Annotated in this window: 25 protein-coding genes; 16 read left to right on the top strand and 9 right to left on the bottom strand. The window is 66.7% G+C overall.

Annotated features, from left to right (window positions below):
• Positions 1 to 65: 65 nt before the first annotated feature.
• The 3 genes from ATO11_RS17395 to ATO11_RS17405 form a co-directional block, all read right to left on the bottom strand.
• On the bottom strand, positions 66 to 383 hold the full coding sequence (locus tag ATO11_RS17395) for a hypothetical protein (protein WP_050532190.1): 318 nt from the start codon (positions 381 to 383) through the stop codon (positions 66 to 68).
• Between the two features lie 93 nt (positions 384 to 476).
• Positions 477 to 1,742: a vWA domain-containing protein gene (locus tag ATO11_RS17400; protein ID WP_050532191.1), complete on the bottom strand. Its 1,266-nt coding sequence runs from the start codon at positions 1,740 to 1,742 to the stop codon at positions 477 to 479.
• Between the two features lie 70 nt (positions 1,743 to 1,812).
• On the bottom strand, positions 1,813 to 2,721 hold the full coding sequence (locus tag ATO11_RS17405; RefSeq protein ID WP_050532192.1) for an AAA family ATPase: 909 nt from the start codon (positions 2,719 to 2,721) through the stop codon (positions 1,813 to 1,815).
• Between the two features lie 245 nt (positions 2,722 to 2,966).
• Here ATO11_RS17405 and ATO11_RS17410 point away from each other — a divergent pair, with 245 nt between their 5' ends.
• The 6 genes from ATO11_RS17410 to ATO11_RS17435 all read left to right on the top strand — a co-directional run bounded on the left by ATO11_RS17410 (position 2,967) and on the right by ATO11_RS17435 (position 9,755).
• Positions 2,967 to 3,998, top strand: coding sequence for a glycosyltransferase family 2 protein (locus ATO11_RS17410; protein ID WP_050532193.1), 1,032 nt, complete (start codon positions 2,967 to 2,969; stop codon positions 3,996 to 3,998).
• Entirely contained in the window at positions 3,995 to 4,630 is a 636-nt protein-coding gene (locus ATO11_RS17415; protein WP_050532194.1) for a hypothetical protein, read from the top strand. The genes ATO11_RS17410 and ATO11_RS17415 overlap by 4 nt, the downstream gene beginning before the upstream one ends.
• Complete coding sequence (locus ATO11_RS17420) at positions 4,627 to 6,975, top strand: glycosyltransferase family 2 protein (RefSeq protein ID WP_050532195.1); 2,349 nt, start codon at positions 4,627 to 4,629, stop codon at positions 6,973 to 6,975. Before ATO11_RS17415 ends, ATO11_RS17420 begins: the two co-directional genes overlap by 4 nt.
• A gap of 3 nt (positions 6,976 to 6,978) precedes the next feature.
• Complete coding sequence (locus ATO11_RS17425; RefSeq protein WP_050532196.1) at positions 6,979 to 7,680, top strand: FkbM family methyltransferase; 702 nt, start codon at positions 6,979 to 6,981, stop codon at positions 7,678 to 7,680.
• A 5-nt stretch (positions 7,681 to 7,685) separates the two neighbouring features.
• Complete coding sequence (locus ATO11_RS17430; RefSeq protein WP_050532197.1) at positions 7,686 to 8,717, top strand: glycosyltransferase family 2 protein; 1,032 nt, start codon at positions 7,686 to 7,688, stop codon at positions 8,715 to 8,717.
• Positions 8,718 to 8,828: 111 nt separating this feature from the next.
• A complete protein-coding gene (locus tag ATO11_RS17435) occupies positions 8,829 to 9,755 on the top strand; it encodes a hypothetical protein (protein ID WP_050532198.1) in 927 nt (308 codons plus the stop codon).
• Between the two features lie 6 nt (positions 9,756 to 9,761).
• On the opposite strand, the gene ATO11_RS17440 is transcribed toward ATO11_RS17435, so the two are convergent.
• The gene (locus tag ATO11_RS17440; protein WP_050532199.1) at positions 9,762 to 10,031 is read right to left on the bottom strand and encodes a hypothetical protein; all 270 of its coding nucleotides are present in this window, start codon (positions 10,029 to 10,031) and stop codon (positions 9,762 to 9,764) included.
• Positions 10,032 to 10,116: 85 nt separating this feature from the next.
• Between ATO11_RS17440 and pyrC the strand changes: the two genes are divergently transcribed.
• Together pyrC and ATO11_RS17450 are read left to right on the top strand one after the other, a co-directional pair.
• On the top strand, positions 10,117 to 11,157 hold the full coding sequence (pyrC, locus tag ATO11_RS17445) for a dihydroorotase (RefSeq protein ID WP_050532200.1): 1,041 nt from the start codon (positions 10,117 to 10,119) through the stop codon (positions 11,155 to 11,157).
• A gap of 46 nt (positions 11,158 to 11,203) precedes the next feature.
• Positions 11,204 to 11,878, top strand: a complete 675-nt coding sequence (locus tag ATO11_RS17450; protein WP_050532201.1) for an orotate phosphoribosyltransferase — start codon at positions 11,204 to 11,206, stop codon at positions 11,876 to 11,878.
• A gap of 23 nt (positions 11,879 to 11,901) precedes the next feature.
• Here the strand turns inward: ATO11_RS17450 and ATO11_RS17455 are convergent, their stop codons facing one another.
• Positions 11,902 to 12,669: a vWA domain-containing protein gene (locus ATO11_RS17455; protein ID WP_050532202.1), complete on the bottom strand. Its 768-nt coding sequence runs from the start codon at positions 12,667 to 12,669 to the stop codon at positions 11,902 to 11,904.
• A 352-nt stretch (positions 12,670 to 13,021) separates the two neighbouring features.
• Between ATO11_RS17455 and ATO11_RS17460 the strand changes: the two genes are divergently transcribed.
• The 7 genes from ATO11_RS17460 (at position 13,022) to ATO11_RS17490 (ending at position 19,627) form a co-directional block, all read left to right on the top strand.
• Positions 13,022 to 14,527 (top strand): replicative DNA helicase, encoded by a 1,506-nt coding sequence (locus ATO11_RS17460; protein WP_050532203.1) that lies wholly within the window; start codon positions 13,022 to 13,024, stop codon positions 14,525 to 14,527.
• 64 nt (positions 14,528 to 14,591) lie between these two features.
• Positions 14,592 to 15,629, top strand: a complete 1,038-nt coding sequence (gene alr, locus ATO11_RS17465) for an alanine racemase (RefSeq protein WP_050532204.1) — start codon at positions 14,592 to 14,594, stop codon at positions 15,627 to 15,629.
• On the top strand, positions 15,626 to 16,411 hold the full coding sequence (locus ATO11_RS17470) for an MlaE family ABC transporter permease (RefSeq protein ID WP_050532205.1): 786 nt from the start codon (positions 15,626 to 15,628) through the stop codon (positions 16,409 to 16,411). Before alr ends, ATO11_RS17470 begins: the two co-directional genes overlap by 4 nt.
• A complete protein-coding gene (locus ATO11_RS17475; RefSeq protein WP_050532206.1) occupies positions 16,408 to 17,136 on the top strand; it encodes an ABC transporter ATP-binding protein in 729 nt (242 codons plus the stop codon). Before ATO11_RS17470 ends, ATO11_RS17475 begins: the two co-directional genes overlap by 4 nt.
• Before the next feature lie 70 nt (positions 17,137 to 17,206).
• Entirely contained in the window at positions 17,207 to 17,650 is a 444-nt protein-coding gene (locus tag ATO11_RS17480; protein WP_050532207.1) for a paraquat-inducible protein A, read from the top strand.
• A gap of 38 nt (positions 17,651 to 17,688) precedes the next feature.
• Positions 17,689 to 19,056 carry a DNA repair protein RadA gene (gene radA, locus ATO11_RS17485; protein WP_050532208.1) on the top strand — a complete coding sequence of 456 codons (1,368 nt, stop codon included), beginning with the start codon at positions 17,689 to 17,691 and terminating at the stop codon, positions 19,054 to 19,056.
• 19 nt (positions 19,057 to 19,075) lie between these two features.
• On the top strand, positions 19,076 to 19,627 hold the full coding sequence (locus ATO11_RS17490) for a CvpA family protein (protein WP_050532209.1): 552 nt from the start codon (positions 19,076 to 19,078) through the stop codon (positions 19,625 to 19,627).
• A gap of 87 nt (positions 19,628 to 19,714) precedes the next feature.
• Here the strand turns inward: ATO11_RS17490 and ATO11_RS17495 are convergent, their stop codons facing one another.
• The 3 genes from ATO11_RS17495 to recA all read right to left on the bottom strand — a co-directional run bounded on the left by ATO11_RS17495 (position 19,715) and on the right by recA (position 23,898).
• Complete coding sequence (locus tag ATO11_RS17495; RefSeq protein ID WP_050532210.1) at positions 19,715 to 20,002, bottom strand: DUF1330 domain-containing protein; 288 nt, start codon at positions 20,000 to 20,002, stop codon at positions 19,715 to 19,717.
• Between the two features lie 3 nt (positions 20,003 to 20,005).
• Positions 20,006 to 22,654, bottom strand: a complete 2,649-nt coding sequence (alaS, locus tag ATO11_RS17500) for an alanine--tRNA ligase (RefSeq protein WP_050532211.1) — start codon at positions 22,652 to 22,654, stop codon at positions 20,006 to 20,008.
• A 164-nt stretch (positions 22,655 to 22,818) separates the two neighbouring features.
• The gene (recA, locus tag ATO11_RS17505) at positions 22,819 to 23,898 is read right to left on the bottom strand and encodes a recombinase RecA (RefSeq protein WP_050532212.1); all 1,080 of its coding nucleotides are present in this window, start codon (positions 23,896 to 23,898) and stop codon (positions 22,819 to 22,821) included.
• A gap of 184 nt (positions 23,899 to 24,082) precedes the next feature.
• Here recA and ATO11_RS17510 point away from each other — a divergent pair, with 184 nt between their 5' ends.
• Positions 24,083 to 24,700: a sulfotransferase family protein gene (locus ATO11_RS17510; RefSeq protein ID WP_050532213.1), complete on the top strand. Its 618-nt coding sequence runs from the start codon at positions 24,083 to 24,085 to the stop codon at positions 24,698 to 24,700.
• An 8-nt stretch (positions 24,701 to 24,708) separates the two neighbouring features.
• Here the strand turns inward: ATO11_RS17510 and ATO11_RS17515 are convergent, their stop codons facing one another.
• Positions 24,709 to 26,982, bottom strand: a complete 2,274-nt coding sequence (locus ATO11_RS17515) for a hybrid sensor histidine kinase/response regulator (protein WP_242601456.1) — start codon at positions 26,980 to 26,982, stop codon at positions 24,709 to 24,711.
• Positions 26,983 to 26,985 lie beyond the last annotated feature (3 nt).

Genomic DNA, 26,985 nt, shown 5'->3' on the forward strand with positions numbered 1-26,985 from the left:
CGGCCATGCAAAAAACCCCGCCGCGCGGATGCGCGACGGGGTCTGAAACCGTTCGGGTGTCGGGGTTACCCGTTGATGGGGCTGCCGCCATCGGCCTGGCCGTTGTCCTGGTCGTCCACGGTGCCCACGACGGCTGCGCTGCCGCCATCGGCCTGGCCATTGTCCTGGTCGTCGACCGTACCCACGGTCACACGCTCGGCGCCACGGCCGGGGCCTTCGGCAGCCTGGTTGTCGACGTCGACTTCTTCACCGGTCAGGCAGTTGGTGAGGATGCCGGCATCCGCGTCACATGCGACGGTCTGCGCGAGGGCCGCGGTCGAGGTGAATGCACCGAACACGGTGGCGGCGAGAAACAGGGGGGCTTTCTTGACGAGGGTCGTCATTTGGCTTTCCTTTCAAACTTTTACGGCGCTCAAGCATGGCGCCTTGTTGCAGCCCCAACCGCCTCTCCCCGAAAATGGTTGCGATCTTTATTGTTATTTCTCGAGCAACGTGCGCAAACGTCGCAGGTCACCTGAAAGGTCGCCGGACCCGGACAAAGCGGCGGCGAGCGCCTCGATCGAGGCGATGGAATGGCCGGCGCGGAAGGCGTCGACATGGGGCAACATCGTCGCGATGCCGGTGGCGCGCGGGGCGAAGCCCTCCCAACGCAAAAGCGGGTTCAGCCAGATGAGGTGGCGGCAGGACAGGTGCAGGCGTTCGATCGCGGGGCCAAGCAGGCCGGCCTCGTCCCGGTCGAGGCCATCGGTGATCAGCAGAACGACCGCGCCCTGCCCCAGAACGCGGCGCGACCAGTCGCGGTTGAACCGGTCGAGGCTGGTGCCGATCCGCGTGCCACCCTCCCAGTCCTGCGCCTCGGCGCCCGCGGCAGCGAGTGCCGCGTCGACGTCGCGGGTGGCGAGATGGCGGGTGATGTTGGTGAGGCGCGTGCCGAAGGTGAAGGCATGCACCCTGGCCCAGCCCGCGCCCTTGCGGTTCGCCACGCTGTGCACGAAATGCAGGATCAGCCGCGAGTATTGCGACATCGACCCGGAAATGTCGCACAGCACGACAAGGTTGGGCCAGCGGGTGCGGGGCTGCACGCGGGGCAGCGTTCCGATCTCCCCGCCCCGGCGCATCGCGGCGCGCAGCGTCGCCGCCCGGTCGATCCGCGCCCCGTTGGCCGAAGGTGCGGTCCGACGGGTTTTCAGCGGCGGGACAGGCAGCGTAAGCCGCGCCAGCATCCGCTTGGCCGCCGCGACCTCGGCCGTCGACATCTGTTCGAAATCGAGTGTGCGCAGCTTTTCCTCGGCCGACATGGTGCGCGAGGCGTCGATATCGATGCGGGTGTCCTCGTCGGGCTCGGCCGAGCCCGCCTCGGGGAGGTCGGGCATCGCGCCGTCCAGCAGCGCCTCGGCCGCGCGTTTCTCGGCCGCTTTCGCGGTGCGTTCCTCCTGCACGCCACGGATCGAGGGGAGCATGACGCTCATCATGTGTTCGAGGTAGCGCGGGTCGCGCCAGTAGAGGCGGAAGACCTGCGCGAAGGTGGCGCGCTGTTCGGGGCGGGAGACGAAGCAGGCGTGAAGGGTCCAGTAGAAATCGCGTTTCTCGGTGAACCCCGCTGCCGAGACCGCTTCGATGGCGTCGATCACCCGGCCCGGCCCGATGGCGAGGCCCGCCTTGCGCAGGGCGCGGGCGAAATGGGTGATGTTGCCCGCAAGCTTGGGGTCATCGGGCAGGTCGAGGGGCGCGTATTCGGGCATCTGTCCTGGGGGCGCTGCCCCCAGACCCCCGCCATATTTGGCAAGAGAAGAAGGGGCGATGGGTGGGATGTCAGGCGGGTTCGAGGGAGGCGCGGGCCTCGTCCAGCAGGCGTTTGGCCTCTGACCCCTGCAGTTTCTGGATGTCGTCCTGGTATTTCAGGAGCGCGCCGAGCGTGTCGGCGATGACCTCGGGCGAGAGGGTGAGCGTGTCGAGTGCCAGCAGGCATTTGGCCCAGTCGATGGTTTCGGCGACGCCCGGTTTCTTGAAGAGATCCTCGGTCCGGAGGCGCTGGACGAAGGCCACGACCTCGCGGCTGAGGCCCTCGGCGGCGTCGGGCGCGCGGGCGGCGAGGATTTCCATTTCGCGGGCATGGGAGGGGTAGTCCACCCAGTGGTAGAGGCAGCGGCGTTTCAGAGCATCGTGCACTTCGCGCGTGCGGTTGGAGGTGAGGATCACGATGGGCGGTTCCGGGGCGGCGATGGTGCCGATTTCGGGGATCGTGACCTGGAAGTCGCTGAGCGCTTCGAGGAGGAACGCCTCGAACGGTTCGTCGGTGCGGTCAAGCTCGTCGATCAGCAGCACCGGCGGGCCTTCGGCATGCGGGCGCATCGCCTGCAGAAGCGGGCGTTCGATGAGGTAGTCGGGGCCGAACAACTCGTCCTGCAGCGCATCGCGGTCGGTGCTACCCGTTGCCTCGGCCGTGCGGATCGCGACCATCTGGGCGGGGAAGTTCCAGTCATAGACCGCCTGCGCGGCATCGAGGCCTTCGTAGCATTGCAGGCGGATCAGGCGACGGCCGAGCGCCTGGGCGAGGGTCTTGGCGATCTCGGTCTTGCCGGTGCCGGCCTCCCCTTCGAGGAAAAGCGGCCGCCCGAGGCGCAGGGCAAGGAAGACCACCGTCGCCAGCGCGCGGTCGGACACGTAGCCCTGGGCGGCGAGCGTGCGTTCCACCGCGTCGATCGAAGAGATGTCGGCCATCTGCCCCCCATTGTCTGTGCCGCGCCACCCTGACCGGGTGCAGTGGCGCGTGTCAATCGCAACACAATTGGTCCGCAAACGCCCCCTGTCCAGCGCGGGCCCAAGCGATTCTTGACGGGATTCCGCGCCTCTGGCATGGTTTTGTTAACAATAAGAGCGGTATTCCGGGCGACAAATGACCCGGATGTGAGTGCAGGCAGGATACGAGGACGATGTCCAACCCCCAACCCGGAACCGGTGGCGCGATGCGGATCACCGCCGTGACATGCGTGAAGAACGAGGGTCCCTTCCTGCTGGAATGGATCGCGTTCAACCGCCTGATCGGGGTGACCGACTTCCTGTTCTATTCCAACGATTGCGACGATGGCACGGACACGCTGCTGGATGCACTGGCCGCGCGGGGCGGCGTGGTGCACCTGCCGAACCCCGCCGAGGGGCGCAATTACCAGATGGAGGCGTTGAAGGACGCCGCGCGGCAGAAGGTCGTGAAGGATGCCGACTGGGTGTGGATCGCGGATGTGGACGAGTTCCTGAACATCCATGCGGGCGATCACACGATCCCGGCGCTGATCGATGCCTGCGGCGATCCGCAGGCGATCAGCGTGACCTTCCAGTTCATGGCCAATGCCGGGGTCGAGGCATTCGTGGACACACCCGTGATCGGGCAGTTCCATCACAGCCACAATCCCGACATCTGGTGCGCGGAGACGGCGATAGAGGTCAAGTCGCTGATCCGCCGCGATTTTCCCTTGCACTATTACGGCGCGCACCGGCCGTTCTTCAAGGACACGCTGTCGCCGCGCGACCGGCCAAGCTGGACCGATGGCAGCGGGCGGGCGGTGCCGCACAAGTTCCTCGTCGCGGCAAACAAGCGGCGCATCCGCAAGTTCCCGGCCCGCGGCGCGCGGGCGCTGGCGACGCTCAATCACTACGCGCTGCGCTCGCTCGACAGCTACCTCGTCAAGAACGACCGTGGCGACGTGAACCGCGATCACCGCGCCTTCGATGACACCTATTGGCGCGAGCGCAACGATGCCGCGTACGAGGACCGTTCGATCGCGCGCTACCTGCCGGGACTTGAGGCCGCGCTGGCCGATCTGAAATCCGACCCCGAGATTGCCGCGCTGCACGCGGAGTGCGTGGCGCGGCACATCGCCAAGCGCGATCACCTGCTGACGCAGGACAGCTACCGCGAGATGCAGGCGCAATTGCGTGCCGCCGACACGCTGCCACCGGGCGAGGCGGAGTTCCTGGCCGAGATCGGGGCGGCGGCATGACGCTGAAGGTCGTCAACCTGGGCCTGCCCAAGACGGGCACCACGACGCTGGCGCGGGCATTGGGCCGGGCGAGCCTCAAGGTCGCCGATCACCGCATCAAGCCCGAGCAGACCGGCAACGCGGCACTGCATCACAGTTTCGTCGGCGTGCAGATGTACCGCGATTTCTTCGACACCGGCGATCCGCTGCACACGATGGCCGAGTTCGACGCCTTTACCGAGATTTCGACGATCACGGGCCCGCGTTCCTACTGGCCGCAGACCGACTGGGCACTGATCGACGCTATCCGCAAGCACCATCCGGGGGTGAAGTTCGTGGCCTCGTGGCGAGAGCCGCAGGATTTGTCCGACGCGATGCTGCGTTGGCGCAACCTGGGGACCGAACGGTTACCGGCGGGCAATATTCCCGGCCTTCCCAAGGGGTTCGGCGACACCCATGCCGAACGCAAAAGGTGGATCGAAGGGCACTACGCGCATCTTGACCGCCTGTTCGCAGGGGATGCGGATTACCTGCGGTATGACCTTGCCGACGACAACGCGCCGCGGCTCATCGCGGCGCATATCGGGCGGGACCTGCCATGGTGGGGCCGCGCCAACGTGAACCGGCACAAGCTGGACGACGTGTCCCCATGAAGATGTCGCTGCATATCGGCTGTGACGCCTGGTCGTCCGCGCGCATGCAGGCGGTGCTGGACCTCAAGCGCGGTGCGCTTGGCGGAAACGGCATCCTCTACCCGCGCGCACCGGGACGGCGCAATCATACGCGGCTGGCGATGGCGGTGTCGGACCGGGTCGATACGCTGCGCTTCAATCGCGGCTTCGCGCCCGCCGACAAGCAGGAGGCGCTGTATCACGAGGTCCGCGATGCGCTGACCCGCGAGTTGGCAGACACCAAGCCCGATCACGTGATCCTGTCGGCCCAGCAACTGGGCACGGGCCTGACCAACCGGGCAGAGCTTGAGCGTCTGCACTCGTTGCTCAGCCCCCATGCCGACACGGTCGAGATTGTGATCGCCGTCACGGACCCGGCCACCGCGCTGGCGCGGCACTTCGCGAACATGGTGCAGGACGGGCGCGCCGCGCCGCTGTCGCGTGACCTCGACCTGCTGGAAGCCGACGACTGGTGGGAGGCTGCGCGTTCGACCCATGACAGGGCCGATCCGCCACGCGGGATCTTCCCCGAGGTGCAGGGTGCCCCGCACTGGCTGGATACCGGGGCGCTGGCAGCGTTCTGGGGCGAGGTGTTCGGCACCGTGCGCATCGCGTCCGTGGACGAGGCGCGGCTTGCCGGGACGGACGCGGTGGAGGAAATCGCGCGCATCTTCGACCTGCCGCTGAAGGCGGGCAAGGTCGAGGCGGTGGACGGCCCGGACGCGCCTTCGGCGGCATGGCTGGAACGCGGCGTCGCCTATAACGACCTGCTTCTCAAGCTGATCGCGCACAAGGGATACATCCTGCCCCGCCAGATGTGGCGGCGGCTGGTCGCCGACCTGCACGTACCGGGTGACGGGATCGCGCCGGGATCGCTGTCGCGCGTGTCCGACCGGTTCGGCCCGGCGCTGGAACGGCTGGCGCAGGACCACCCCGCGCTTGACCCCGCGCATGTCAGTCCGCCCGAGGCCCTGCTGGAGTGGACGCCGCCCGACCCGATGTACGGCTTTCGCGCCTCGCAATACCTGCGCGCCGATGTCGGGCGGATCCGGCGCGCGCAGGAACAGGCGCGGGCCGAGCGGGGCGAGGATATCGCCGCGCTGTCGGCCCCTCCCAAGCGCCGCAAGGTGACGATCGACGGGTTGACCGCGCAGGCCCGCGCGCTTCTGCCGCCCGCCGCGCAGGCCAATTTCGCCCGCCTGCAGGGTTCGACCTTCCGCCCCCACAACAAGATGGGGCTGGTGAACGAAGAAGACCTCGCCGCCGCCTTTACGCCCGCGCCCGAACGCGATCTTCCGAAAGGGTCGACCGGCAACGTGATCGTCGGCTGCATGAAGAACGAAGCGCCCTATATCGTCGAATGGGTCGCCTATCACCGGGCCATCGGCGTCGACAATTTCCTCATCTATACAAATGGATGCGAGGATTCGACCTCGACCATTCTCGACCGGATGCAGGAAATGGGGCTGGTCGAACACCGCCAGAACGAGGACTGGAAAGGCAAAAGCCCCCAGCAATTCGCGCTCAACAAGGCGATGAAAGAGCCGGTGGTGCGGAAGGCCGACTGGCTGATCCATATCGACGTGGACGAATACATGAACGTGCGCTGCGGCAACGGCACGCTCGATGATTTCTTCGACCGCGTGCCGGGCGCGACCAACGTCGCGATGACATGGCGGCTGTTTGGCCATAACGGGATCACCCGGTTCGAAGATGACCTCGTCATCGACCAGTTCGACAGCTGCGCCCCGAAATACTGCCCCAAACCGCACACCGTCTGGGGGTTCAAGACGATGTTCCGCAACATCGGCGCCTACCAGAAGATGTCCTGCCACCGCCCCAACCAGTTGAAGGACGCCAAGGCCGACAAGGTGCGCTGGGTGAACGGATCGGGGCTCGACATGACGGCGGAGGCGATCAAGAACGGCTGGCGCTCGTCGAAGAAATCCATCGGCTACGACCTTCTGCAACTGAACCATTACGCGCTGCGGTCAGCGGAAAGTTTCCTGATCAAGCGGCAGCGCGGGCGGGCGCTGCACGTCAATCGCTCGATCGGGCTGAATTACTGGATCCGGATGGACTGGTCGGATTACCGCGACATCACGATCAAGCGGAACATCCCCCGCGTCCGGGCCGAGATGGACCGCCTTCTGGCCGATCCCGAACTGCGCCGCCTGCATGACGAAGGCGTCGCATGGCACCGCGCCAAGGCGGACGAATTGCACGCGGTGCCGGAATTCGCCGAACTGTACGAACAGGCGCTTGCCTGCAAACTCACGACAACCGAACGGGTGGCCTATGCGCTTGCCCTCGACCTGGAGAGTTGAGCCATGGATGACGGACAGACCTTTGCCCCGCGCAACCCGTTTCTGAACTCGCGCGGCCTGAAAATCCCGAAACACCCGCAATTCACCACCGGACAGGTGCGCGGCGCGCTGCGGGAAAACCGGTACGAGTTGCGCGAATCCGATGCCGCCCAGCGCATCATCCGCAAGGAGGACGTGGTGCTCGAACTTGGTGGCGGGATCGGCTACATGTCGGCGCTCATGGCCAAGATCTGCGGCGCGAAACACGTCCACACCTTCGAAGCGAACCCGGCCCTCATCCCCTACATGCACGAGGTGCACGCGGCCAACGGGATCGACAACATCACCATCCACCACGCGCTTCTGGCACAGCGGAAATCCAAGCCCGTGACCTTCTATGTCCGGCGCAACTTCCTCGCCTCGTCGATGGACCGCGACAATGCCGAGGACATCGTGAGCGAGCACGAGGTGGAGGTGCGCGGTCTCAACACCACGCTGAAGGACCTGCAACCGACCGTCCTGATGTGCGACATCGAAGGGGCCGAGGCCGAGTTGCTGCCGCATGGCGATTTCTCGGGCCTGCGCGCCGCGATCATCGAAACCCATCCGCAATGGATCGGCCAGCACGGCGTTCAGGCGGTGTTCGACGCGATGCACCGCGCGGGCCTCACCTATTTCCCAAAGGCTTCCACCGGCAAGGTCGTGACCTTCCTGAAGGGCTGGTGAGCGCGATGCGTTGCCTCGCCGTTCTGTGCGTTCGGAACGAGGCGGCGTTTTTGCTGGACTGGCTGGCGCATCACCGCGCCTGCGGGTTCACGGATGTGCTCGTTTTCTCGAACGATTGCGAGGACGGGACCGACCAGATGCTCGACCGCCTGTCGGAGATGGGCTGGCTGACCCATATCCGCAACGACGGGCCTTACGACAAACGCGGCATCCAGTTCACCGCGCTGAAACGGGCGGAAACGCTCGACATCGTGCAGGCGGCGGACTGGATCCTCGCGCTCGACATCGACGAATTCGTCAACATCCACGTCGGCGACCGGACGGTGCCCGCGCTGCTCTCCGCCCTGCCCGACGCCACCGCCATCACGCTGACATGGCGGCTCTTCGGCAATGCGGGGGTGGAGCGGTACGCGGACAGCCCGGTGCCGCAGGTCTTCACCCGCGCCGCGCCCGAGATCATGATGTGGCCGTGGCGGTCGGCGATGTTCAAGACGCTCTACCGCAACGACGGCACCTACCGGAAACTGGGCGTGCACCGCCCGCGCAACCCCGACAAGTCGCGGCTGGACGCGGCGCGCTGGTTCGACAGCGAGGGGCGCGAACTGGACGAACAGTTCAAGACGCGGCGGCTCTTTTCCAACTATGGCCAGCCGCTCTATCGGCTGGCGCAGCTCAACCATTACCCGCTTGGCGCGATGGAAAGTTTCGTGCTGAAGGCCGACCGGGGCCGCGCGGTGCATTCCGATCATACTCTGGGCCTCGATTACTGGGTCGAACGCAATTTCAATACCGATGAAGACCGCTCGGCGCTGTCGCTGGCAGGCGTCGACGACATCCGCGCCGAACTGGGCGCCGACCCCGAATTGCGCGCCCTGCACGCGGGCGCCGTCGCATGGCGCAAGGCCCGGTTCGAGGAATTACTGGCCGAAGAACCCTTCCGCGCGCTCTATGGACGGCTGTTGATGACCCCGCCATCCACGCCACTGCCCCGGAAAGCCGCGCAATTTTTGCAGGATCACGCCCGCGCGGCGCAGTAGAGCCGGCGACATTAACCTCAAATTCGCAGCAAATGTTTCTCATTTCTGCCCCAATGCGCCCCTAGCGTCGCGCCAAACATCCACGATCACGCGGGATGGAGAGCGAGCAAGATGCAAGACGCGCCCAACGCATTCGACCTTCCGATGCTTGGCCTGAAAAAGGCCGAGTGGCTGGCGAAGCTTGCCGAAGTGGCCGGCGCGCACGGCTTTTACCAGGAGCTCGGATCGCGGCACGCCTCCTCCTATATCGACGGCCAGGACACGCTGCTGGTCACGTTCGAGACGATCCAGGGCATCCAGGCCCTGTCCGATACCGGCCAGCCCATCGGCTTCGACCTTGTCCGCGCACTGGGCTGGTCGCACCTGTGCGTGTTGTCGGACGGCGATACGTGGTTCCGCAACGGCAAGGTGTTCGACTATTTCGACAACCTCACCGATGACGGGTTCTTCGACGAATTCGACCGGGTGATCTTTTACGGTGCCGGGCCGTGCGGCTATGCCGCGGCGGCCTTTTCGGTGGCCGCGCCGGGCGCGACGGTGGTGGCGATCCAGCCGCAGGCCACGCTCGACCCCACGGATGCCGGTTGGGACGACCGTTTCGTGCACATGCGCCGCACGTCGTTCACCGACCGCTACGGATACGCGCCCGATATGATCGAGGGGGCCGAGGCCGCCTTCATCCTGTTCGACCCGCGCGAAACGCTCGACGCGATGCACGCATCGCTCTTCCGGCGGCCCAACGTGACCGCATTGCGCATGCCGTTCATGGGCGCGGCGCTGCAATCCGACCTGCTGGAGATGCAGTTGCTCTACCGGGTGCTGGCCAAGGCAGGCGCCCGCAAACTGACCCCGCACAGCTTTGCCCGGATCACCCGCGCACGGCGCGATCATCCTGCCTATTTGCGGAACCTTCTGGCGCATCTCGATGCGCAGGGGCGCACGCGGCTTGTCCGCGCGTTGTGCGAAAACGTGGTCGAACGGTTGCCCGCGCCCAAGTTCAAGCGCCGCCTCGACGCGCTGAACGCGGCCAGCCGCTAGACGCGCCTACCCCATCCGCTCCATGATCCATGCCTTGATCGGGCGATGAAACGCGCCGGCCAGCCCGCCCGCGAGGATCACCACCGCGTTCCCGCCCAGCCCGCTCAGCGACACCAAGATCGCCACCGCCAACAAGGCGCAGGCAAAGCTCGCCACATCCAGCAACGGCGCCGCTTCGGATTCGTCCATCACCCGCGCCAGCAGGTCCGCGACATGCGGGCGCAATGTCCCGTGGAAAGCGCCCGCAAGCGCCGCCAGTATCAGGGTCAACAGCATCGAAAGCCTCCATCGGTCCCGCCACCACCTTGCCCCGTCCCGGCCCCCCTGTTCAACCGCGCACCTGCATGCTAGCGACCGGGCCATGACCCAGACGCTCACGATCCGCCGCCCCGATGACTGGCACCTCCACCTCCGCGACGGCGCGGTCCTGCAGGCCGTCCTGCCCGAAAGCGCCCGCCATTTCGCCCGCGCGATCGTCATGCCCAACCTCGTCCCGCCGGTGGTGACGGGGGCCGAGGCCGCCGCCTACCGCGACCGCATCCTCGCCGCCCTGCCCGACGGCGCGGCGTTCGCGCCGCTGATGACGCTCTACCTGACCGAGGACACCGATCCCGCCGACGTCGCCGCCGCCCATGCCTCGGGCCTCGTGCACGCGGTCAAGCTCTACCCGGCGGGGGCCACCACCAACTCCGCCTCGGGCGTGCGCGATTTCGACCGGGTCCGCCCGGTGCTGGAACGCATGGCCGAGATCGGCCTGCCGCTCTGCGTGCACGGCGAGGTCACGGATGCCGATATCGACATCTTCGACCGCGAGGCGGTGTTCATCGACCGCGTGCTCGACCCGATCCGCCGCGCCACGCCGGGCCTGAAGGTGGTGATGGAGCACATAACCACGGCCAACGCCGTGGGTTACGTGAAGGCCTCGGATGGCGGGCTGGGGGCGACGATCACGACGCACCACCTTGTCATCAACCGCAACCACCTGCTGGTGGGCGGCATCCGGCCGCATTACTACTGCCTGCCCGTCGCCAAGCGCGAGGAGCATCGTCAGGCGCTGCGCGCCTTCGCCACCTCGGGAGATGCACGCGTGTTCCTCGGCACCGACAGCGCCCCGCACGTGGACGCGGCCAAGGAAAGCGGATGCGGATGCGCCGGCTGCTTCACCGCCACCAACACTATGTCCATCCTCGCGCATGTGTTCGAGGAAGAAGGCGCGCTCGACCGGCTCGAAGCTTTCGCCTCGCTCAACGGCCCGGCCTTCTACGGCCTGCCCGCCAACGACGCGACCGTCACGCTCACCCGCGGCGATGACGCCGTCACCTACCCCGACCGGATTGAAACAGGCGACGGCCCCGTCACCGTCTTCGACCCCGGTTTCCCGCTTCACTGGTCGGTGTCCTGACACACCGGCTGCCCGCACCCGCAACTCCACGCCACCGGCAGGCCCCATGATCCCAAGCACCTATCCCGACCCGAAAACCATCGCGCAACTGACCGCCGGCATGCTCCTTGATATCGAGGCGGTGCTGTTCAACGCGGATGAGCCCTTCACGCTCGCCTCCGGCCTGCCCTCGCCCACCTATATCGACTGCCGCAAGCTGATCTCCTTCCCGCGCATCCGCTCGACGCTGATGGATTTCCTGACGGTGACGGTGATGCGCGGCGCGGGCCTCGAAGCCTTCGACAACGTCGCGGGCGGCGAGACGGCGGGCATCCCCTTTGCCGCGCTCGTGGCCGAGCGCATGGCGCTGCCCATGACCTACGTGCGCAAGAAACCCAAGGGCTATGGCCGCAACGCCCGGATCGAAGGCGCGATGAGCGAAGGGCAGCGGGTGCTGCTGGTGGAGGATCTCACCACCGATGGCGGATCGAAACTCAGCTTCGTGGACGCGATCCGCGAAACGGGGGCCACCTGCGCCCATACGGCGGTGATCTTTTCCTACGGCATCTTCCCGGAAACCGAGAGAACGCTGGGCGATCACGGCATCACCCTGCATCACCTCTGCACGTGGTGGGACGTTCTGGCCGAAGCCAAGCGGCGCGGCAGCTTCGACGCGGCGACGCTCGACGGGGTCGAAGATTTCCTGAACGATCCCCGCGCATGGCAGGCCGCCCGCGCCTGACCGACCGGTAGGTCGGGTGATCCTCACCCGACGTTTCGCGGCCCGGTCATGTAGGTTGGGTGATCCTCACCCAACCCCCGCCCGATCAGCGCGCATCCGAGCGTCGCATCCATCGCGGCGACCAGTTCCTCCACCGTTTCGGTCGCGGTGTAGGTCCCGCCCGTGCGGTCGGCGAGGCAGCGCGCCGGGGTCTCGGCCTGCACGTGGTCGCCGCCCTCGCCCGATTCCCAGTCGAAGTAATCCGCCCGCACCCGGAACCCCACCACGTGCACGACAAGGTCCGCGCTGTCGGCCCGCAGGGTTTCGGCCAGCGCGCAGGGCGTGCCGCCACAGGTCTCCCGCCCGTCCGTCACCAGCACCACGATCCCCGGCGCGCGGGTGTGATCCAGCGCCTCCGCCGCCTCGGACACCGCCGCCGTCAGCGGTGTCGAGCCGCCGGGCACCAGCGCGTCGATCTCGCCGATCATGCGCGAGGCGGTATCCGTCTCTGGCCCGAACCGCACGTCGACCGACCGGCAGCCCACCGATTCCATCGGGCTGGCGCCGGGCCCGTCGCCGGGCGTTCCGTTCGGCCCGTAGACAACCAGCCCCACCCGCCGCAGCACGGTGATCAGCGGCAGCGCCCTTCGCATGGCAGCGCGCGCATCCACGATGCGCGCCTCTCCCCGCGCCGCATCCCCCCGCTCCGCCATCGAGGCCGACCCGTCAAAGACAAGCATCGCGTCCGTCGCGCACGGCGTGAACGACGCACCCGCGGCCGTCGCCCCGCAGGCCAGCAAACCCGCCAGCATAACCGCTTTTCCGCCCACCGTTTCCTCCCGCTAAGTCCCTCAAACGACAATAGCTCAAACCCCGGTTTGCGCCACGTGACACGAATTTCATGTGGAAAAGGCATGTGGGCAGACCGGGATAAATCGCGATTCGCACCACCCGGCCATCCACGATGTTGCGATACCCGCACGATCTGCTACTTTATCTGGATGGTCGCGCAGTGATCCACAGGTTTCTCCCGGCGGACATCCACATATCTATCCGCCTAGGCACATCACCCGCGATCTGCCAGAACATGGCCACCGGTCGCGGGGGACGCGCGATCCGGACCCAGACACAAGACGACCAGGTCCGAGCAGAGGGATCGCTTCGATGAACGACTTGACGGCCATTGGTGCCGCGCTTCCGGCAGGAACCGACGCCACCGCGATGGATACGATGCCGCATTCCATCGAGGCCGAGCAACAGCTTCTCGGGGCGATCCTGACCAACAACGACGTCTACGACCGCGTCGCCAGCCTGATCGGGCCGCAGCATTTCTACGACCCGGTGCATGGCCGCATCTTCGAAATCGCCGCCGCGCGGATCGCCAAGAACAACCTCGCCTCGCCGGTCACGCTCGCCACCTTCCTCGAAGATGACGAGGGCCTCAAGGAACTGGGCGGCCCGCCCTACCTCGCCCGGCTTGCGGGTGCCGCGATATCGGCCTTCGCGGTGCGCGATTACGCGCAGATGATCTATGACCTCGCCATCCGCCGCGAACTGATCGGGCTGGGCCGGGATATCGCGTCGAAGGCCGGCAAGGTCGATGTCGCCTCCGAGCCGAAAGAGCAGATCGTGGAGGCCGAACAGGCGCTCTACAAGCTGGGCGAACAGGGCCAGACCGAAAGCGGGTTCCAGAGCTTTCTCAAGGCGGTCACCGATGCCGTGAACGTCGCCAACGCCGCCTACCAGCGCGATGGCGGGCTGGCGGGCGTGTCCACCGGCCTGATCGACATGGACAAGAAGCTCGGCGGCCTGCACCGGTCCGACCTTCTGATCCTCGCGGGGCGTCCGTCGATGGGCAAGACCTCGCTTGCGACCAACATCGCCTTCAACATCGCCAAGGCCTACCAGCGCGGTCAGCTGCCCGATGGCAGCGAAGGCGCGATCAACGGCGGCGTCGTGGGCTTCTACTCGCTCGAGATGTCGGCCGAACAACTCGCCGCGCGGATCCTCTCGGAAGCGGCGGAGGTGCCTTCGGAACAGATCCGCAAGGGCGACATGACCGAAACCGAATTCCGCCGGTTCGTCGAGGCGGCCAAGGCGCTCGAAGCCTGCCCCCTCTACATCGACGACACGCCCGCGTTGCCCATCTCCCAGCTTGCGGCGCGTGCCCGTCGGTTGAAGCGGACGCATGGGCTGGATGTCCTGATCGTGGACTACCTCCAGCTCGTGCGCCCCGCTTCGGCAAAGGACAGCCGCGTGAACGAGGTGTCCGAGATCACGCAAGGTCTCAAGGCCATCGCCAAGGAACTGGATATCCCGGTCATCGCCCTGTCGCAGCTGTCGCGCCAGGTCGAATCGCGCGAGGACAAGCGTCCGCAACTCAGCGACCTGCGCGAATCCGGGTCGATCGAACAGGACGCCGACGTCGTCATGTTCGTGTTCCGGGAAGAGTATTACAAGGAACGCGAAAAGCCCGGCGATCACGACCTCGACAAGATGGCGCTGTGGCAGGAAGAGATGGAGCGCCTGCACGGCCGCGCCGAGGTCATCATCGGCAAACAGCGCCACGGCCCCATCGGCACGGTCGAGTTGTCCTTCGAAGGCCGCTTCACCCGTTTCGGCAACCTCGTGAAGCCGTGGCAGAACACCGGCGGCGACCAGGAGTTCTGAGGCCCGCCGCCCATCCGCCTCAAATTCGCTTGACCCCGCCCCGCGCGCGACGGACAACCCGGTCATGGCCGCGGGACATCTTCATATCGACCTCGACGCAATCGCCGCGAACTGGCAGGCGCTGGACCGACTGTCGGGTCCGACGGTGGAAACCGGCGCCTGCGTGAAGGCCGACGGCTACGGTCTTGGCGCCGACCGGGTCGCACACCGGCTGGCAGAGGCGGGCGTGCGGCGGTTCTTCGTGGCGGTCGCCGAAGAGGGCGCATCCCTGCGCGCGGCCCTTGGCCAAGGCCCTGAAATCTGCGTCTTTTCCGGCCACATGATGGGCGATACCGCGCTGATCCGCGACGCGCGCCTGACCCCGCTTCTCAATTCCATCGACCAGATGCTGCGCCATGTCGAAGGCCTGCCCGGCCACCCGTTCGGCGTGCAGCTTGATACCGGCATGAACCGGCTGGGGATGGAGCCCGCCGAATGGGCCGCCCTGCGCGACGTGGCCGAGGACCAGTCGCCCAGCATGGTCATGTCGCATCTCGCCTGCGCCGATGAACCCGCGCACCCGATGAACGCCCAGCAATTGCAGGCTTTCCTCGACATGACGCGCGGGCTGGGTTGCCCGCTGTCGCTGGCGGCAACGGGCGGCGTCCTGCTGGGACCGGCGCTGCATTTCGACATCACCCGCCCCGGCATCGGCCTTTATGGCGGGCTGCCCTTCGCCGATGCGCGCCCCGTGGTGCGGCTCGACCTGCCGGTGATCCAGATACGCGAGCTGGAACCGGGCGAAACGGTCGGCTACGGCAATGCCTTCACCGCCACCCGCCCCAGCCGCATCGCCACGGTGGCCGCTGGCTATGCCGACGGCATCCTGCGCGCGGGCGGGCCTGCTCTGCGCCTCTGGCACGGCGGCACGCCCTGCCCGGTCGCGGGCCGCGTGTCGATGGACCTGATCACCGTCGACGTGACCGACCTGCCCGAGATGCCCGAGGCGCTGTCGCTCCTCAACCCGCACCAGAGCGTCGATACCGTCGCCGATGCCGCGGGCACGATCGGCTACGAAATCCTCACCTCGCTCGGGGCGCGCTACGCCCGGACCTATTCGTGACGGCGCTCACCGCTCCCCTCGCGGCGCTTGGCGCCACGGTGCTGGCGATCCTCGCAACCACGGGGCGCATCACGCTCTTCGCCGCCGATGCCGTCAGCCATATCCTGCGCCCGCCCTTCTACACCCGCGCGCTGCTCATCCAGCTGGTTCAGATCGGCTGGCTGTCGCTGCCGGTCGTGGGCCTGACCGCGCTGTTCACGGGCGGCGCGCTGGCGCTGCAGATCTATGCCGGCGGTGCGCGGTTCTCGGCCGAAGAGGTCGTGCCCTCCATCGTCGCCATCGGCATGGCGCGCGAACTGGGCCCCGTCCTTGGCGGGCTGATGGTTGCAGCCCGTGTCGCGTCGTCCATCGCGGCGGAAATCGGCACGATGAAGGTCACCGAACAGATCGACGCGCTGGTCACGCTGTCCACCAACCCCATGAAATACCTCACCGTTCCGCGCATCTTGGCGGCCACGCTCGCGATGCCTGTGCTGGTGGGCGTGGGCGACGCGATCGGGATCATGGGCGGCTACCTCGTCGGCATCAACCGGCTCGATTTCAACGCCGCCGCGTATCTGAGAAACACCGTCGACTTCCTCGAATTCTGGGACGTCGGTTCGGGCCTCGTGAAGGGCGCGGTGTTCGGGTTCCTCGTGGCGCTGATGGGCTGCTACCACGGCATGAATTCGGGCCGCGGGGCCGAAGGCGTGGGGGCTGCCACCAAGGCCGCCGTGGTCTCGGCCAGCGTGCTGATCCTCGCCGCGAACTACCTGCTCACCGAACTGTTCTTCGCCGCATGATCCGGTTCGACGACGTCCATAAATCCTTCGGCACGAACCACGTGCTGCGCGGCGTCGATCTGGACGTGGCGCGCGGCACCTCGATGGTCATCATCGGCGGCTCGGGCACCGGCAAATCGGTGGCCCTGAAATGTGTCCTCGGCCTCGTCACACCCGACAGCGGCCGCATCACCGTCGACGGCTCCGATGACGACCGCGACGCCTTCCTGTCGCGCTTCGGCATGCTCTTCCAGGGAGGCGCCCTCTTCGACAGCCTGCCCGTCTGGCAGAACGTCGCCTTCCGCCTCATGCGCAACCAATCCAAGGACGCCGCCCGCGACATCGCCATCGCCAAGCTGCGCCGCGTCGGCCTCAAACCCGACGTGGCCGACCGCTTTCCCGCCGACCTCTCGGGCGGCATGCAGAAACGCGTCGGCCTCGCCCGCGCCATCGCCGCCGAGCCCGAGATCATCTTCTTCGACGAACCCACCACCGGGCTCGACCCGATCATGGCGGGTGTCATCAACGACCTGATCCGCGAAATCGTGACCGAGATGGGCGCCACCACCATCACCATCACCCACGACATGACCAGCGTCCGGACCATCGCCGACAATGTCGCCATGCTGCACGATGGCCGCATCCAGTGGACCGGCCCCATCGCCGATCTGGACCACTCGGGCGATCCTTACGTCGACCAGTTCATCCACGGTCGCGCCGACGGACCCATCGAGGCCGTCCGCTGATCTTCTTCTCTTTCACAAATATGTCCGCCGGAGGCTCCCGCACCCGGCCATCCGCGCCTACATTGCGCCCATGTGGCTGAAAGCGATCAACCTGTCCCTGCTGGTGCTCTACCCCGTCGCGTGGTTCGCACCGCTCCTGCGCGCGGGGCTGCTGCCGCTTTTCGGGCTGTCGGAAATCAGCGTGATCTCGGGCCTGCAATCGCTCTGGGACAGCGACGTGGTGCTGGCGCTGATCGTGACCGCCTTCGCGCTCTTCGCGCCCTATCTCAAGACGCTGGGCCTTGCGCTCATTCATTTCGGCATCGCCCGGCGCAAGCTGCTGCCGGCGCTCGACATCCTCGGCAAGCTGGCCATGGCCGACATCTTCCTGATCGCGATCTACATCACCGTGGCCAAGGGGATCGGCATCGGGCGGGTGGAGGCCGCATGGGGCCTCTACCTCTTCACCGCCTGTATCCTCGCGTCCATCGCGATCGGGCACCTGACGGCCCGCAGACGCGCGCCCGACCGCTAGGGCCTTGCACCCCGCGTGCGCCGACGGCATCAGGGGGCATGGCCAAACCCACCACCTCCTTCGTCTGCGCCTCCTGCGGCAACGTCACCTCCAAATGGGCCGGGCGGTGCGAAAGCTGTGGCGAGTGGAACTCGATCTCGGAAGAGGCCCCGCTCAGCCAGGGACCGTCCGGCAAGTCGCTGGGTGCGCAGCGCGGGCGCAGCGTTGCTCTCAGCGATCTGGGCGAGGCCGAAGCACCGCCGCCCCGCACCATGTCGGGGCTGGCGGAACTGGACCGCGTGCTGGGCGGCGGGCTGGTTCCGGCTTCGGCCACGCTGGTCGGTGGCGATCCGGGGATCGGCAAGTCGACGCTCCTGCTGCAGGCCGCCGCCGCCTTTGCCCGGTCGGGCATTCCCACAGTCTATGTCTCGGGCGAGGAAGCCTCGGCACAGGTGCGCATGCGCGCCGCGCGGCTGGGCTTGATGGACGCGCCGGTGCGGCTGGCGGCGGAAACGAACCTGCGCAACATCCTCACCACGCTCGAGGCCGAACGCCCCGGCCTCGCCATCATCGACTCGATCCAGACGATGTGGCTCGACAACGTCGAGGCCGCGCCGGGATCGGTCAGCCAGGTCCGCGCCGCCGCGCATGAATTGACGACCTTTGCCAAGCGCACCGGCACCGCCATCGTGCAGGTGGGCCACGTCACCAAGGAAGGCCAGATCGCGGGACCCCGCGTCGTCGAACACATGGTCGACACCGTGCTCTATTTCGAAGGCGAACGCGGCCACCAGTTCCGCATCCTGCGCAGCGTCAAGAACCGCTTCGGCCCCGCCGACGAGATCGGCGTGTTCGAGATGACCGGCGCGGGGCTGGCCGAGGTCACCAACCCCTCGGCACTGTTCCTCAGCGAACGTGGCACGCCCGCGCCCGGCTCGGTCGTCTTCGCGGGGATCGAGGGCACGCGGCCCGTGCTGGTGGAAATCCAGGCGCTGGTCGCGCCCACGCCCCATGCCCAGCCCCGCCGCAGCGTCGTGGGATGGGACGGATCGCGGCTGGCGATGATCCTCGCCGTGCTCGAAGCGCGCTGCGGCATCCCCTTTGCCGGGCTCGACGTCTACCTCAACGTGGCGGGGGGCATGAAGATCAGCGAACCCGCCGCCGACCTCGCCGTCGCCGCGGCCCTTCTGGGCGCGCGCGAGGACACGGCGCTGCCCGAAGGGGCCGTCGTCTTCGGCGAAATCTCCCTCTCGGGCGCGCTCCGGCCGGTAACGCAGGCAGAAAACCGGTTGAAAGAAGCGGCAAAACTTGGTTTCACGTCCGCAATCGGGCCGGCGGCGGGCAAGGAGACGCGCGTCGCGGGCATTGCAGGGACACGATTGCCGGACCTCGCCGCCCTTGTGGGCGAGGTATTCGGAGCGGGCTGAGCCGAAGGGGCAGACGCAGATGGACTTTACGATTGTCGACGGGGTTGTCGGACTGGTTATCGTCGTGTCGGCGCTTCTGGCCTATTCACGCGGGTTCGTGCGCGAGGCGCTGGCCATCGCGGGCTGGGTGGTCGCCACCATCCTCGCCTTCATGTTCGCCCCCACGGTCGAGCCGCTGATCAAGGAAATCCCGGTCGTGGGCTCCTTCCTTGCCGACAGTTGCGAATTGTCGGTGATCGGCGCCTTCGCGGTGGTCTTCGCGCTGGTGCTGGTGGTCGCCTCGCTCTTCACCCCGCTCTTTTCCTCGCTGGTCCAGCGATCGGCCATCGGCGGGCTCGACCAGGGGCTCGGGTTCCTGTTCGGCGTGGCGCGCGGCATCCTGCTGATCGCCATCGCCTTTTTCGTCTACGACACGATCATGTCGTCGCAGAACGTTTCGATCATCGATGAAAGCCGGTCGGCCAAGGTCTTCACCCGCTTCACCGACAATATCGAGAACCAGGACCCCGAGGCCGCGCTTGGCTGGATCACCCGGCAATACGAGAACCTCGTCGGCGTCTGCGGCGAGTGAGGGCGGGGTCGGCTGACCAGCAGCCGACCTACATCCGGGTGCCCAAGTAGGTCGGCTGCTCGCCAGCCGACCCCCTTGTGCCCGGTTTTATTCGCTCGTTTCCACGATCACGAGGTCACGCTCGGACGCGCCGCGCGCGTGGGACAGCGCCGCCTGGTAGGCATCGCTGCGATAGCACGCCTCGGCGCTTTCCACGTCGGGGAACTTCGCCACCACGTTGCGGGGCCGGTCGGTGCCTTCAAGCTGCACGTACCGCCCGCCGCGCGCGATGAAGCGCCCGCCGTGATCGGCGATCGCCTTGGTCGCGCCCTTGGCGTATTCCGCGTAGGCCGCGTCGTCCGTGACCGTCACATGAGCAATCCAGAGTGCCGGCATGTCCTATCCTCCCATCACCGCGCGCGCCGCGGCGATCGCGGCCTCCGCGTTTTCCGCCGACGGTCCGCCGCCCTGCGCCATGTCGGGGCGGCCACCGCCGCCCTTGCCGCCCAGTTCGGCCACGGCCGCCTTGACCAGGTCCACGGCCGACACGTCCGCGTCGACCACGCCCGCCGCCACAGCCGCCTTGCCGCCGGTATCGGCGATCAGCAGCACCGCGCTGCCCGCGCCGAGCCGCGCCTTGTGTTCGTCGATCAGCGCCGGCAGGTCCTTGCCAGTGACCCCCTGCAACACCTGCGCAAGGAACCTCACGCCGCCCACCTCCTCGGCCTCGGGCGCCGCCGCGCCGCCGCCGCCTGACATGGCGAGGTCACGACGCAACTGCGCCACCTCGTTCTGCAAGGCGCGGCGCTCGTCCAGCAGGGACCGGACCCGTTCGGCCACGTCGCCGGGTTGCGCCTTCAGCTCCAGCGCCACCTCGGCCAGCCGGTGATCCTGCTGGCTGAGATAGTCGAAGGCCGCCGCACCTGTCAGCGCCTCGATCCGGCGCACACCGGCCGAGGACGCGCTGTCGCCCAGCGTCACGAAAGTGCCGATGTCGCCCGTCTGGCGCACATGGGTGCCGCCGCACAGCTCGATCGAATAGGTCTCGCCATCCGCGCCCTTGCCGGTGCTGGCCCGGCCCATCGACACCACGCGCACCTCGTCGCCGTATTTCTCGCCGAAGAGCGCCTGTGCGCCGATGGCGCGGGCATCGTCGGGCGTCATGATGCGCGTCTCGACGGCGCCGTTCTGGCGGATATAGGCGTTCACCTCCTGCTCGACCTGCTTCAGCTCCTCCGGCGTCAGCGCCTTGGTGTGGCTGAAATCGAACCGCAGGCGGTCGGCGGCGTTGAGCGAGCCGCGCTGCGCCACGTGATCTCCCAGCGCGTTGCGCAGCGCCTCGTGCAAAAGGTGCGTGGCCGAGTGGTTGGCCCGGATCGCCGTGCGCCGCGCGTGGTCGACCTCCAGTTGCGCCGCGGCGCCCTTGACGATCTGCCCGTCCTCGACTTCGGCCACGTGGATGAACACGTCCGCGACCTTGCGCGTATCGACGATCCGCGCGCGGCCCGTTTCGGTCACGAGCGTCCCGGCATCGCCCACCTGACCACCCGCCTCGGCATAGAAGGGCGTCTGGTTCAGCACGATCTGCACGGCCTCGCCGGGCCCGACCGTGCCCGTCTCGGCCCCGTCCTGCACCAGCGCGAGGATCTGCCCCTCGGCAACCTCGGTGTCGTAGCCCAGGAAATCCGTCGCGCCATGCGCCTCTGCCAGATCGAACCAGATCGTGGCATCCGCCGCATCGCCCGATCCGGCCCAGGCGGCGCGCGCCTTGGCCTTCTGCTCGGCCATCGCCGCGTCGAACCCGTCGGTATCCACACCGCGGCCCTTCTCGCGAAGCGCATCTTGCGTCAGGTCGAGCGGAAAGCCATAGGTGTCGTAGAGCTTGAACGCCGTCGCGCCCGGCAGGTCGGCGCCTTCGGGCAGCGCGCCCAGCTCGTCGTCCAGCAGCTTCAGACCCCGGTCGAGCGTCGCCTTGAACCGGGTCTCTTCCAGTTTCAGCGTCTCGGTGATCAGCGCCTGCGCCTGCCCCAGTTCGGGATAGGCCTGCCCCATCTGCCGCACCAGCGCGGGCACCAGCCGGTGCATGATCGGATCCTTCGCGCCAAGCAGGTGCGCGTGCCGCATCGCCCGCCGCATGATCCGGCGCAGCACGTAGCCGCGCCCGTCGTTCGACGGCATCACGCCGTCGGCCATCAGGAACGAGGTCGACCGCAGGTGATCGGCGATCACCCGGTGGTGGGTCTTGCCGGGACCGTCGGGATCAGACGAGGTCGCATCCGCGCTCGCCTCGATCAGCGCGCGCATCGTGTCGGTGTCGTAATTGTCGTTCGACCCCTGCAACAGCGCCGCGATCCGCTCCAGCCCCATGCCGGTATCGATCGACTGCATGTCGAGCGCGCGCATCGTGCCGTCTTCGAACTGTTCGTTCTGCATGAAGACGATGTTCCAGATCTCGATGAACCGGTCGCCATCCTCTTCCGGGCTGCCCGGAGGCCCGCCCCAGATGTGATCGCCGTGGTCATAGAAGATCTCGGTGCACGGCCCGCACGGGCCGGTCGGGCCCATCTGCCAGAAATTGTCCGACGTCGCGATGCGGATGATCCGGTCCTCGGGCACGCCGACCTTCTTCCAGATCTCGAACGCCTCGTCGTCGGTGTGGTAGACGGTGGTGTAAAGCCGCTCTTTCGGGATCTCGAAATCGCGCGTGATCAGCTCCCACGCGAACTGGATCGCCTCGGTCTTGAAGTAATCCCCGAACGAGAAATTCCCCAGCATTTCAAAGAACGTATGGTGCCGCGCGGTGTAGCCGACATTGTCCAGATCGTTGTGCTTGCCGCCGGCGCGCACGCATTTCTGGGCCGAGGTCGCGCGGCTGTAGTCGCGCTTTTCCACGCCCGTGAACAGGTTCTTGAACTGCACCATGCCCGAGTTGACGAACATAAGCGTCGGGTCGTTGCGGGGCACAAGCGGGCTCGACGGGACGACCTCGTGACCCTGCCGCTCGAAATACTCCAGGAAGGTCGAGCGGATATCGTTCATCGTTGGCATGGATCTGCCCTCATAGCGCGTGTTGGTCAGCGTTCTAAGGCAGCCCCCGGCGAAGGAAAACCGCCAAAACGAAGGAAGGCGCGCCCATGGGCACGCCTTGATTGTCTTTATGTCGTCTTGTTGCGGCCTGATGCCGGGGACGCGCGGCCCCCGTCAGCGCCCGGTCACGCTTCGAGGATGTCGTCATCCTCGCTGCGTTCGCCTTCGGGCATGTCGAAATCCAGCCCGTGCGCGGCGCGGATCTTGTCCTCGATCTCGTTGGCGATGCGGGTGTTTTCCTTCAGGAAGGTCTTCGCGTTTTCACGCCCCTGCCCGATGCGCTCGTCGCCATAGCTGAACCACGAGCCCGATTTCTCGACCACGCCCGCCTTGACGCCAAGGTCCAAGAGCTCGCCGGTCTTCGAGATGCCCTCGCCATACATGATGTCGAATTCGACCACCTTGAAGGGCGGCGCCACCTTGTTCTTGACCACCTTCACCTTGGTCTGGTTGCCCACCACCTCGTCGCGATCCTTGACCGACCCGATCCGGCGGATGTCCAGCCGCACCGAGGAGTAGAATTTCAGCGCGTTGCCGCCCGTCGTCGTTTCGGGCGAGCCGAACATGACGCCGATCTTCATGCGGATCTGGTTGATGAAGATCACCATGCAGTTCGACCGCGCGATCGCCGCCGTCAGCTTGCGCATCGCCTGGCTCATCAGGCGCGCCTGCAGGCCGGGGGCGCTGTCGCCCATGTCGCCTTCCAGTTCCTTCTGCGGGGTCAGCGCGGCCACCGAATCGACCACGACCATGCTCACCGCGTTCGACCGCACCAGCGTTTCGGTGATCTCCAGCGCCTGTTCGCCCGTGTCGGGCTGCGAGATCAGCAGCTCGTCAAGGTCCACGCCCAGCTTGCGGGCATATTGCGGGTCAAGCGCGTGCTCGGCATCGACGAAGGCGCAGACACCGCCCTTCTTCTGCTCCTCGGCCACGCAATGCAGCGTCAGCGTGGTCTTGCCCGAGCTTTCCGGCCCGTAGATCTCGATGATGCGGCCCTTGGGCAGGCCGCCGATGCCCAGCGCGATGTCGAGCCCCAGCGAGCCGGTCGATGTCGCCTCGATCTCCTGCACGGCGTTCTCGCCGCCCAGCTTCATGATCGAGCCCTTGCCGAACTGCCGTTCGATCTGTGCCAGCGCCGAATCCAGCGCCTTCTGCTTGTTCGCGTCTTTTTTACCAGTCATCGTGAGAAGATCTGCCGTGGCCATGGGTTTTGTCCTTATTCCACACCCCTTCCGGGGCGGCAATTGCTGCTTTGTTCACCTCTTGTTCTGAATGCCTTATCAGACCAAAACGAGAACATTTCAAGTAAAATTCGATTCACCTTTACTGTCGCGGCAAGGCGTTAAAGATTGGTTTATGGCGAAGGATGTCGTGGAGTTGGCTGGGTAAATGCTTGTTTTCTGGAAAGAAAGGCTGGTTTTCCTCGCGGTGCCCAAGACCGGCAGTACCGCCTACGAGACCGCGCTGGCCGGGCGGGCGGACATCGTCGTGTCAAACCCGCCCGAGCTGAAACACGCGCCGATCTATCGCTACAACCGCTTCTTCCGCCCGATGTTCGAGAAAAACGGCGCCCCCGACATGGAATCGCTGGCCGTGGTGCGGCACCCTGTGGACTGGCTGGGAAGCTGGTACCGGTTTCGCCGGCGGCCCTTCATGAAGGGCAAGCCCAACGCCACGCACCACGTCGATTTCAACGAATTCGTGGCCGCCTATTGCCAGGGCGACAGTCCCGGTTTCGCCAATGTCGGCAGCCAGGCGAAGTTTCTCGAACCGCGGCCCAACGGCACCCGCGCGACCTATCTCTTCCGCTACGAGGACCAGCCGGGCCTGCGCGCGTTTCTCGAAAAACGGCTCGACGTCACCCTCGAGACCGCGCGCGAAAACGTCTCTCCGCAGATGGAGTTGCAGCTTGATCCCAAGCTGGAAGGTCGGTTGCGCCGCAAGTTCGCCGCCGATTTCGAGTTGTGGGACGGGATCCCGGCCGAGGGCGGCACGCCCGCGACCTGACGGCGCGGTCAGTCGAGTTGCCGCTGCACGGTTTCCGTCAACTCGTTGAGAGAGAAGGGTTTCGGCAGGAAAACCGAATTGGGGATCCGCGCCTGCGATTGGCTCAGCGATTCCTCGGCATAGCCCGACACGAAGACCACGCCGACGCCCGGCCGCTTCTCCCGCGCCTTGCGCACCCATGTCGGGCCGTCGAGGCCGGGCATGACCACGTCGGTCACGAACAGGTCGACCTCCAGCCCGTCATCTTCAAGCGTCTTCAGCGCGTCCTCGGCCGATTCGGCCTCGACCACCGTGTAGCCCCGGAGCCTCAGCGCGCGGGAGGCAAAGGCCCGCACCGGCGCCTCGTCCTCCACCAGCAACACGACGCCGTCGCCGTGGCGCACCTGCTTGGTGACGTCCTCCTTGCGCGCCTCTACCGCCGGCTGGTCCACGTCGGACGTGTTGGCGGGGAACATGAGGGTGAATTCGGTGCCCTCGTTCACCACGCTGTCGATGAAAATGAAGCCGCCGGTCTGCTTGACGATGCCGTAGACCGTGGAGAGGCCCAACCCCGTGCCCTCGCCCGGACGCTTGGTCGTCACGAAGGGTTCGAACACCTTCTGCAGCTTGTCGGGCGCGATGCCGCAGCCCTCGTCGATCACCTTGACGACCACGTAATCGCCCACGGGCACCACCGCGTTGTCGCGCTCCAGCGGTTCGGTGAGGGTGATCGAGCGCGTCTCGATCCGGATCTCGCCGCCGCCGGGCATCGCGTCGCGGGCGTTCACGACGAGGTTCATCATCACCTGTTCCAGCTGCCGCCGGTCGGCGCGCACGTTCTTCAACTGCGGCGCGTGCATCTGGTTCAGCGTCACCCGCTCCCCCACCAGCCGGTTCAGCAGATGCGCCATGTCCGACACGGTCTCGCGCAGGTCCAGCACCTCGGGCCGCAGCGTCTGCTTGCGCGAGAAGGCCAGAAGCTGGCCCACCAGCGCCGCCGCGCGGTTGGCGTTCTGGTTGATCTGGATGAGGTCCCCGTAATCCGGATCCCCCTGGTCATGGCGCAGTAGAAGAAGGTCGCAATGCCCTGAAATCGCTGTCAGAAGATTGTTGAAATCATGCGCCACCCCGCCCGCAAGCTGGCCGATCGCCTGCATCTTCTGGCTTTGCACGAATTGCGCTTCAAGCGTCTTCAGCTCGGTCGCGTCGTTCAGGACCGCCACCAGCGCCGGCGCGCCGTTTTCCACCATTCGCTTCAGCGTGACTTGGACGAAAATCTCCCGGTCGTCGCGCTGGATGCGCAGGAATTCCGACTGGTTGGGCGCCCGGCCGGCCACCGCCTCTTCCAGCCAGTCGGGGATCGAGCGGCCCAGCCCCTCCATCAATTCCACGATGGAGCGTCCCTGCACGTCGCTCCGCCCCACGAGGCGGTTCGCCTCGACATTGGCGCGCAGGACCTCCCCGGAATGGGCGATCTTCATCAGCGGCACCGGCAGCGCGTCGAAGGCGATGGGATCGTTGGTCAGCGCCTCCGCCGACTGGACACCCGGCAGGAAGTAGTATTCCTGCCGACCGGGGCGGGAGGAGACCTCCCCCACAAGGCAATCCGCCGATCCATCCGCCGTCACGATCTGGTTGACCTCACCGGGGCGCAGGGGCGGCGTGACCAGCAACTGCTCCACCAGCTTGACGCGGCTGCCCACAAGGTCCCGCGCGGCGGGGTTCATGTGCAGGACCGATCCGTTGCGCCCTACCGTGACCAGCGGCAGGTTCGACATGTCGGGGACGCTGGTGACCGGGCGGTCGGGGTTGAACTCCTCCGCCCGCCACAGGAACGTCAGCTCCCCCACCCGCGTCACGCTGAGGCGCAGATGGGTGCGCCCGACCACCACGTCCTCCTGCGCGTGACCATGCCCCTCGGCCTGGTTCTGCAGCCTGAAAAGCACTGCCGACGGTTCGGCGAAGATCTGGCTGAGAAGAGCGGCGAGCGTCGGGCGCGCATGTCCGCCCAGCCGCGCGCGCGCGGCCTGGTTGGCGAACTGCACGGCACCGCTTTCATCGGCGACGAAACACATCGCGGCATCGTTCACGACGAAACTACCGATGGCGCGGCTGGTCTTGACCTGCAGGAACCGCCACCACGTCTCCCGCAGGGCCAGCGCAATCACGATGGTGCCAAGCGTCACGGCGGCGGCGAACAGGCCCAGCCGCACGATCGCGGATTCGGTCAGTGCCGCGCCCCCGAAGAAGGTGAGTGCGAGGATTCCAAGGCTGACAATCTTGCGCCAACGCAACAGGCGCACGGG

The organism is Pseudaestuariivita atlantica (assembly GCF_001205715.1).
Taxonomy (GTDB): Bacteria; Pseudomonadota; Alphaproteobacteria; order Rhodobacterales; family Rhodobacteraceae; genus Pseudaestuariivita; species Pseudaestuariivita atlantica.

Excerpts from the sequence above, each read along its gene's own strand:
- alaS (WP_050532211.1), bottom strand. The coding sequence starts at position 22,654 with ATGCCAACGATGAACGATATCCGCTCGACCTTCCTGGAGTATTTCGAG.
- ATO11_RS17410 (WP_050532193.1), top strand. The coding sequence starts at position 2,967 with ATGCGGATCACCGCCGTGACATGCGTGAAGAACGAGGGTCCCTTCCTG.
- pyrC (WP_050532200.1), top strand. The coding sequence starts at position 10,117 with ATGACCCAGACGCTCACGATCCGCCGCCCCGATGACTGGCACCTCCAC.
- ATO11_RS17480 (WP_050532207.1), top strand. The coding sequence starts at position 17,207 with ATGTGGCTGAAAGCGATCAACCTGTCCCTGCTGGTGCTCTACCCCGTC.
- ATO11_RS17435 (WP_050532198.1), top strand. The coding sequence starts at position 8,829 with ATGCAAGACGCGCCCAACGCATTCGACCTTCCGATGCTTGGCCTGAAA.
- ATO11_RS17450 (WP_050532201.1), top strand. The coding sequence starts at position 11,204 with ATGATCCCAAGCACCTATCCCGACCCGAAAACCATCGCGCAACTGACC.
- ATO11_RS17495 (WP_050532210.1), bottom strand. The coding sequence starts at position 20,002 with ATGCCGGCACTCTGGATTGCTCATGTGACGGTCACGGACGACGCGGCC.
- ATO11_RS17400 (WP_050532191.1), bottom strand. The coding sequence starts at position 1,742 with ATGCCCGAATACGCGCCCCTCGACCTGCCCGATGACCCCAAGCTTGCG.
- recA (WP_050532212.1), bottom strand. The coding sequence starts at position 23,898 with ATGGCCACGGCAGATCTTCTCACGATGACTGGTAAAAAAGACGCGAAC.
- radA (WP_050532208.1), top strand. The coding sequence starts at position 17,689 with ATGGCCAAACCCACCACCTCCTTCGTCTGCGCCTCCTGCGGCAACGTC.
- ATO11_RS17420 (WP_050532195.1), top strand. The coding sequence starts at position 4,627 with ATGAAGATGTCGCTGCATATCGGCTGTGACGCCTGGTCGTCCGCGCGC.
- ATO11_RS17430 (WP_050532197.1), top strand. The coding sequence starts at position 7,686 with ATGCGTTGCCTCGCCGTTCTGTGCGTTCGGAACGAGGCGGCGTTTTTG.
- ATO11_RS17510 (WP_050532213.1), top strand. The coding sequence starts at position 24,083 with ATGCTTGTTTTCTGGAAAGAAAGGCTGGTTTTCCTCGCGGTGCCCAAG.
- ATO11_RS17490 (WP_050532209.1), top strand. The coding sequence starts at position 19,076 with ATGGACTTTACGATTGTCGACGGGGTTGTCGGACTGGTTATCGTCGTG.
- alr (WP_050532204.1), top strand. The coding sequence starts at position 14,592 with ATGGCCGCGGGACATCTTCATATCGACCTCGACGCAATCGCCGCGAAC.
- ATO11_RS17405 (WP_050532192.1), bottom strand. The coding sequence starts at position 2,721 with ATGGCCGACATCTCTTCGATCGACGCGGTGGAACGCACGCTCGCCGCC.
- ATO11_RS17475 (WP_050532206.1), top strand. The coding sequence starts at position 16,408 with ATGATCCGGTTCGACGACGTCCATAAATCCTTCGGCACGAACCACGTG.
- ATO11_RS17415 (WP_050532194.1), top strand. The coding sequence starts at position 3,995 with ATGACGCTGAAGGTCGTCAACCTGGGCCTGCCCAAGACGGGCACCACG.
- ATO11_RS17455 (WP_050532202.1), bottom strand. The coding sequence starts at position 12,669 with ATGCTGGCGGGTTTGCTGGCCTGCGGGGCGACGGCCGCGGGTGCGTCG.
- ATO11_RS17395 (WP_050532190.1), bottom strand. The coding sequence starts at position 383 with ATGACGACCCTCGTCAAGAAAGCCCCCCTGTTTCTCGCCGCCACCGTG.
- ATO11_RS17460 (WP_050532203.1), top strand. The coding sequence starts at position 13,022 with ATGAACGACTTGACGGCCATTGGTGCCGCGCTTCCGGCAGGAACCGAC.
- ATO11_RS17425 (WP_050532196.1), top strand. The coding sequence starts at position 6,979 with ATGGATGACGGACAGACCTTTGCCCCGCGCAACCCGTTTCTGAACTCG.
- ATO11_RS17440 (WP_050532199.1), bottom strand. The coding sequence starts at position 10,031 with ATGCTGTTGACCCTGATACTGGCGGCGCTTGCGGGCGCTTTCCACGGG.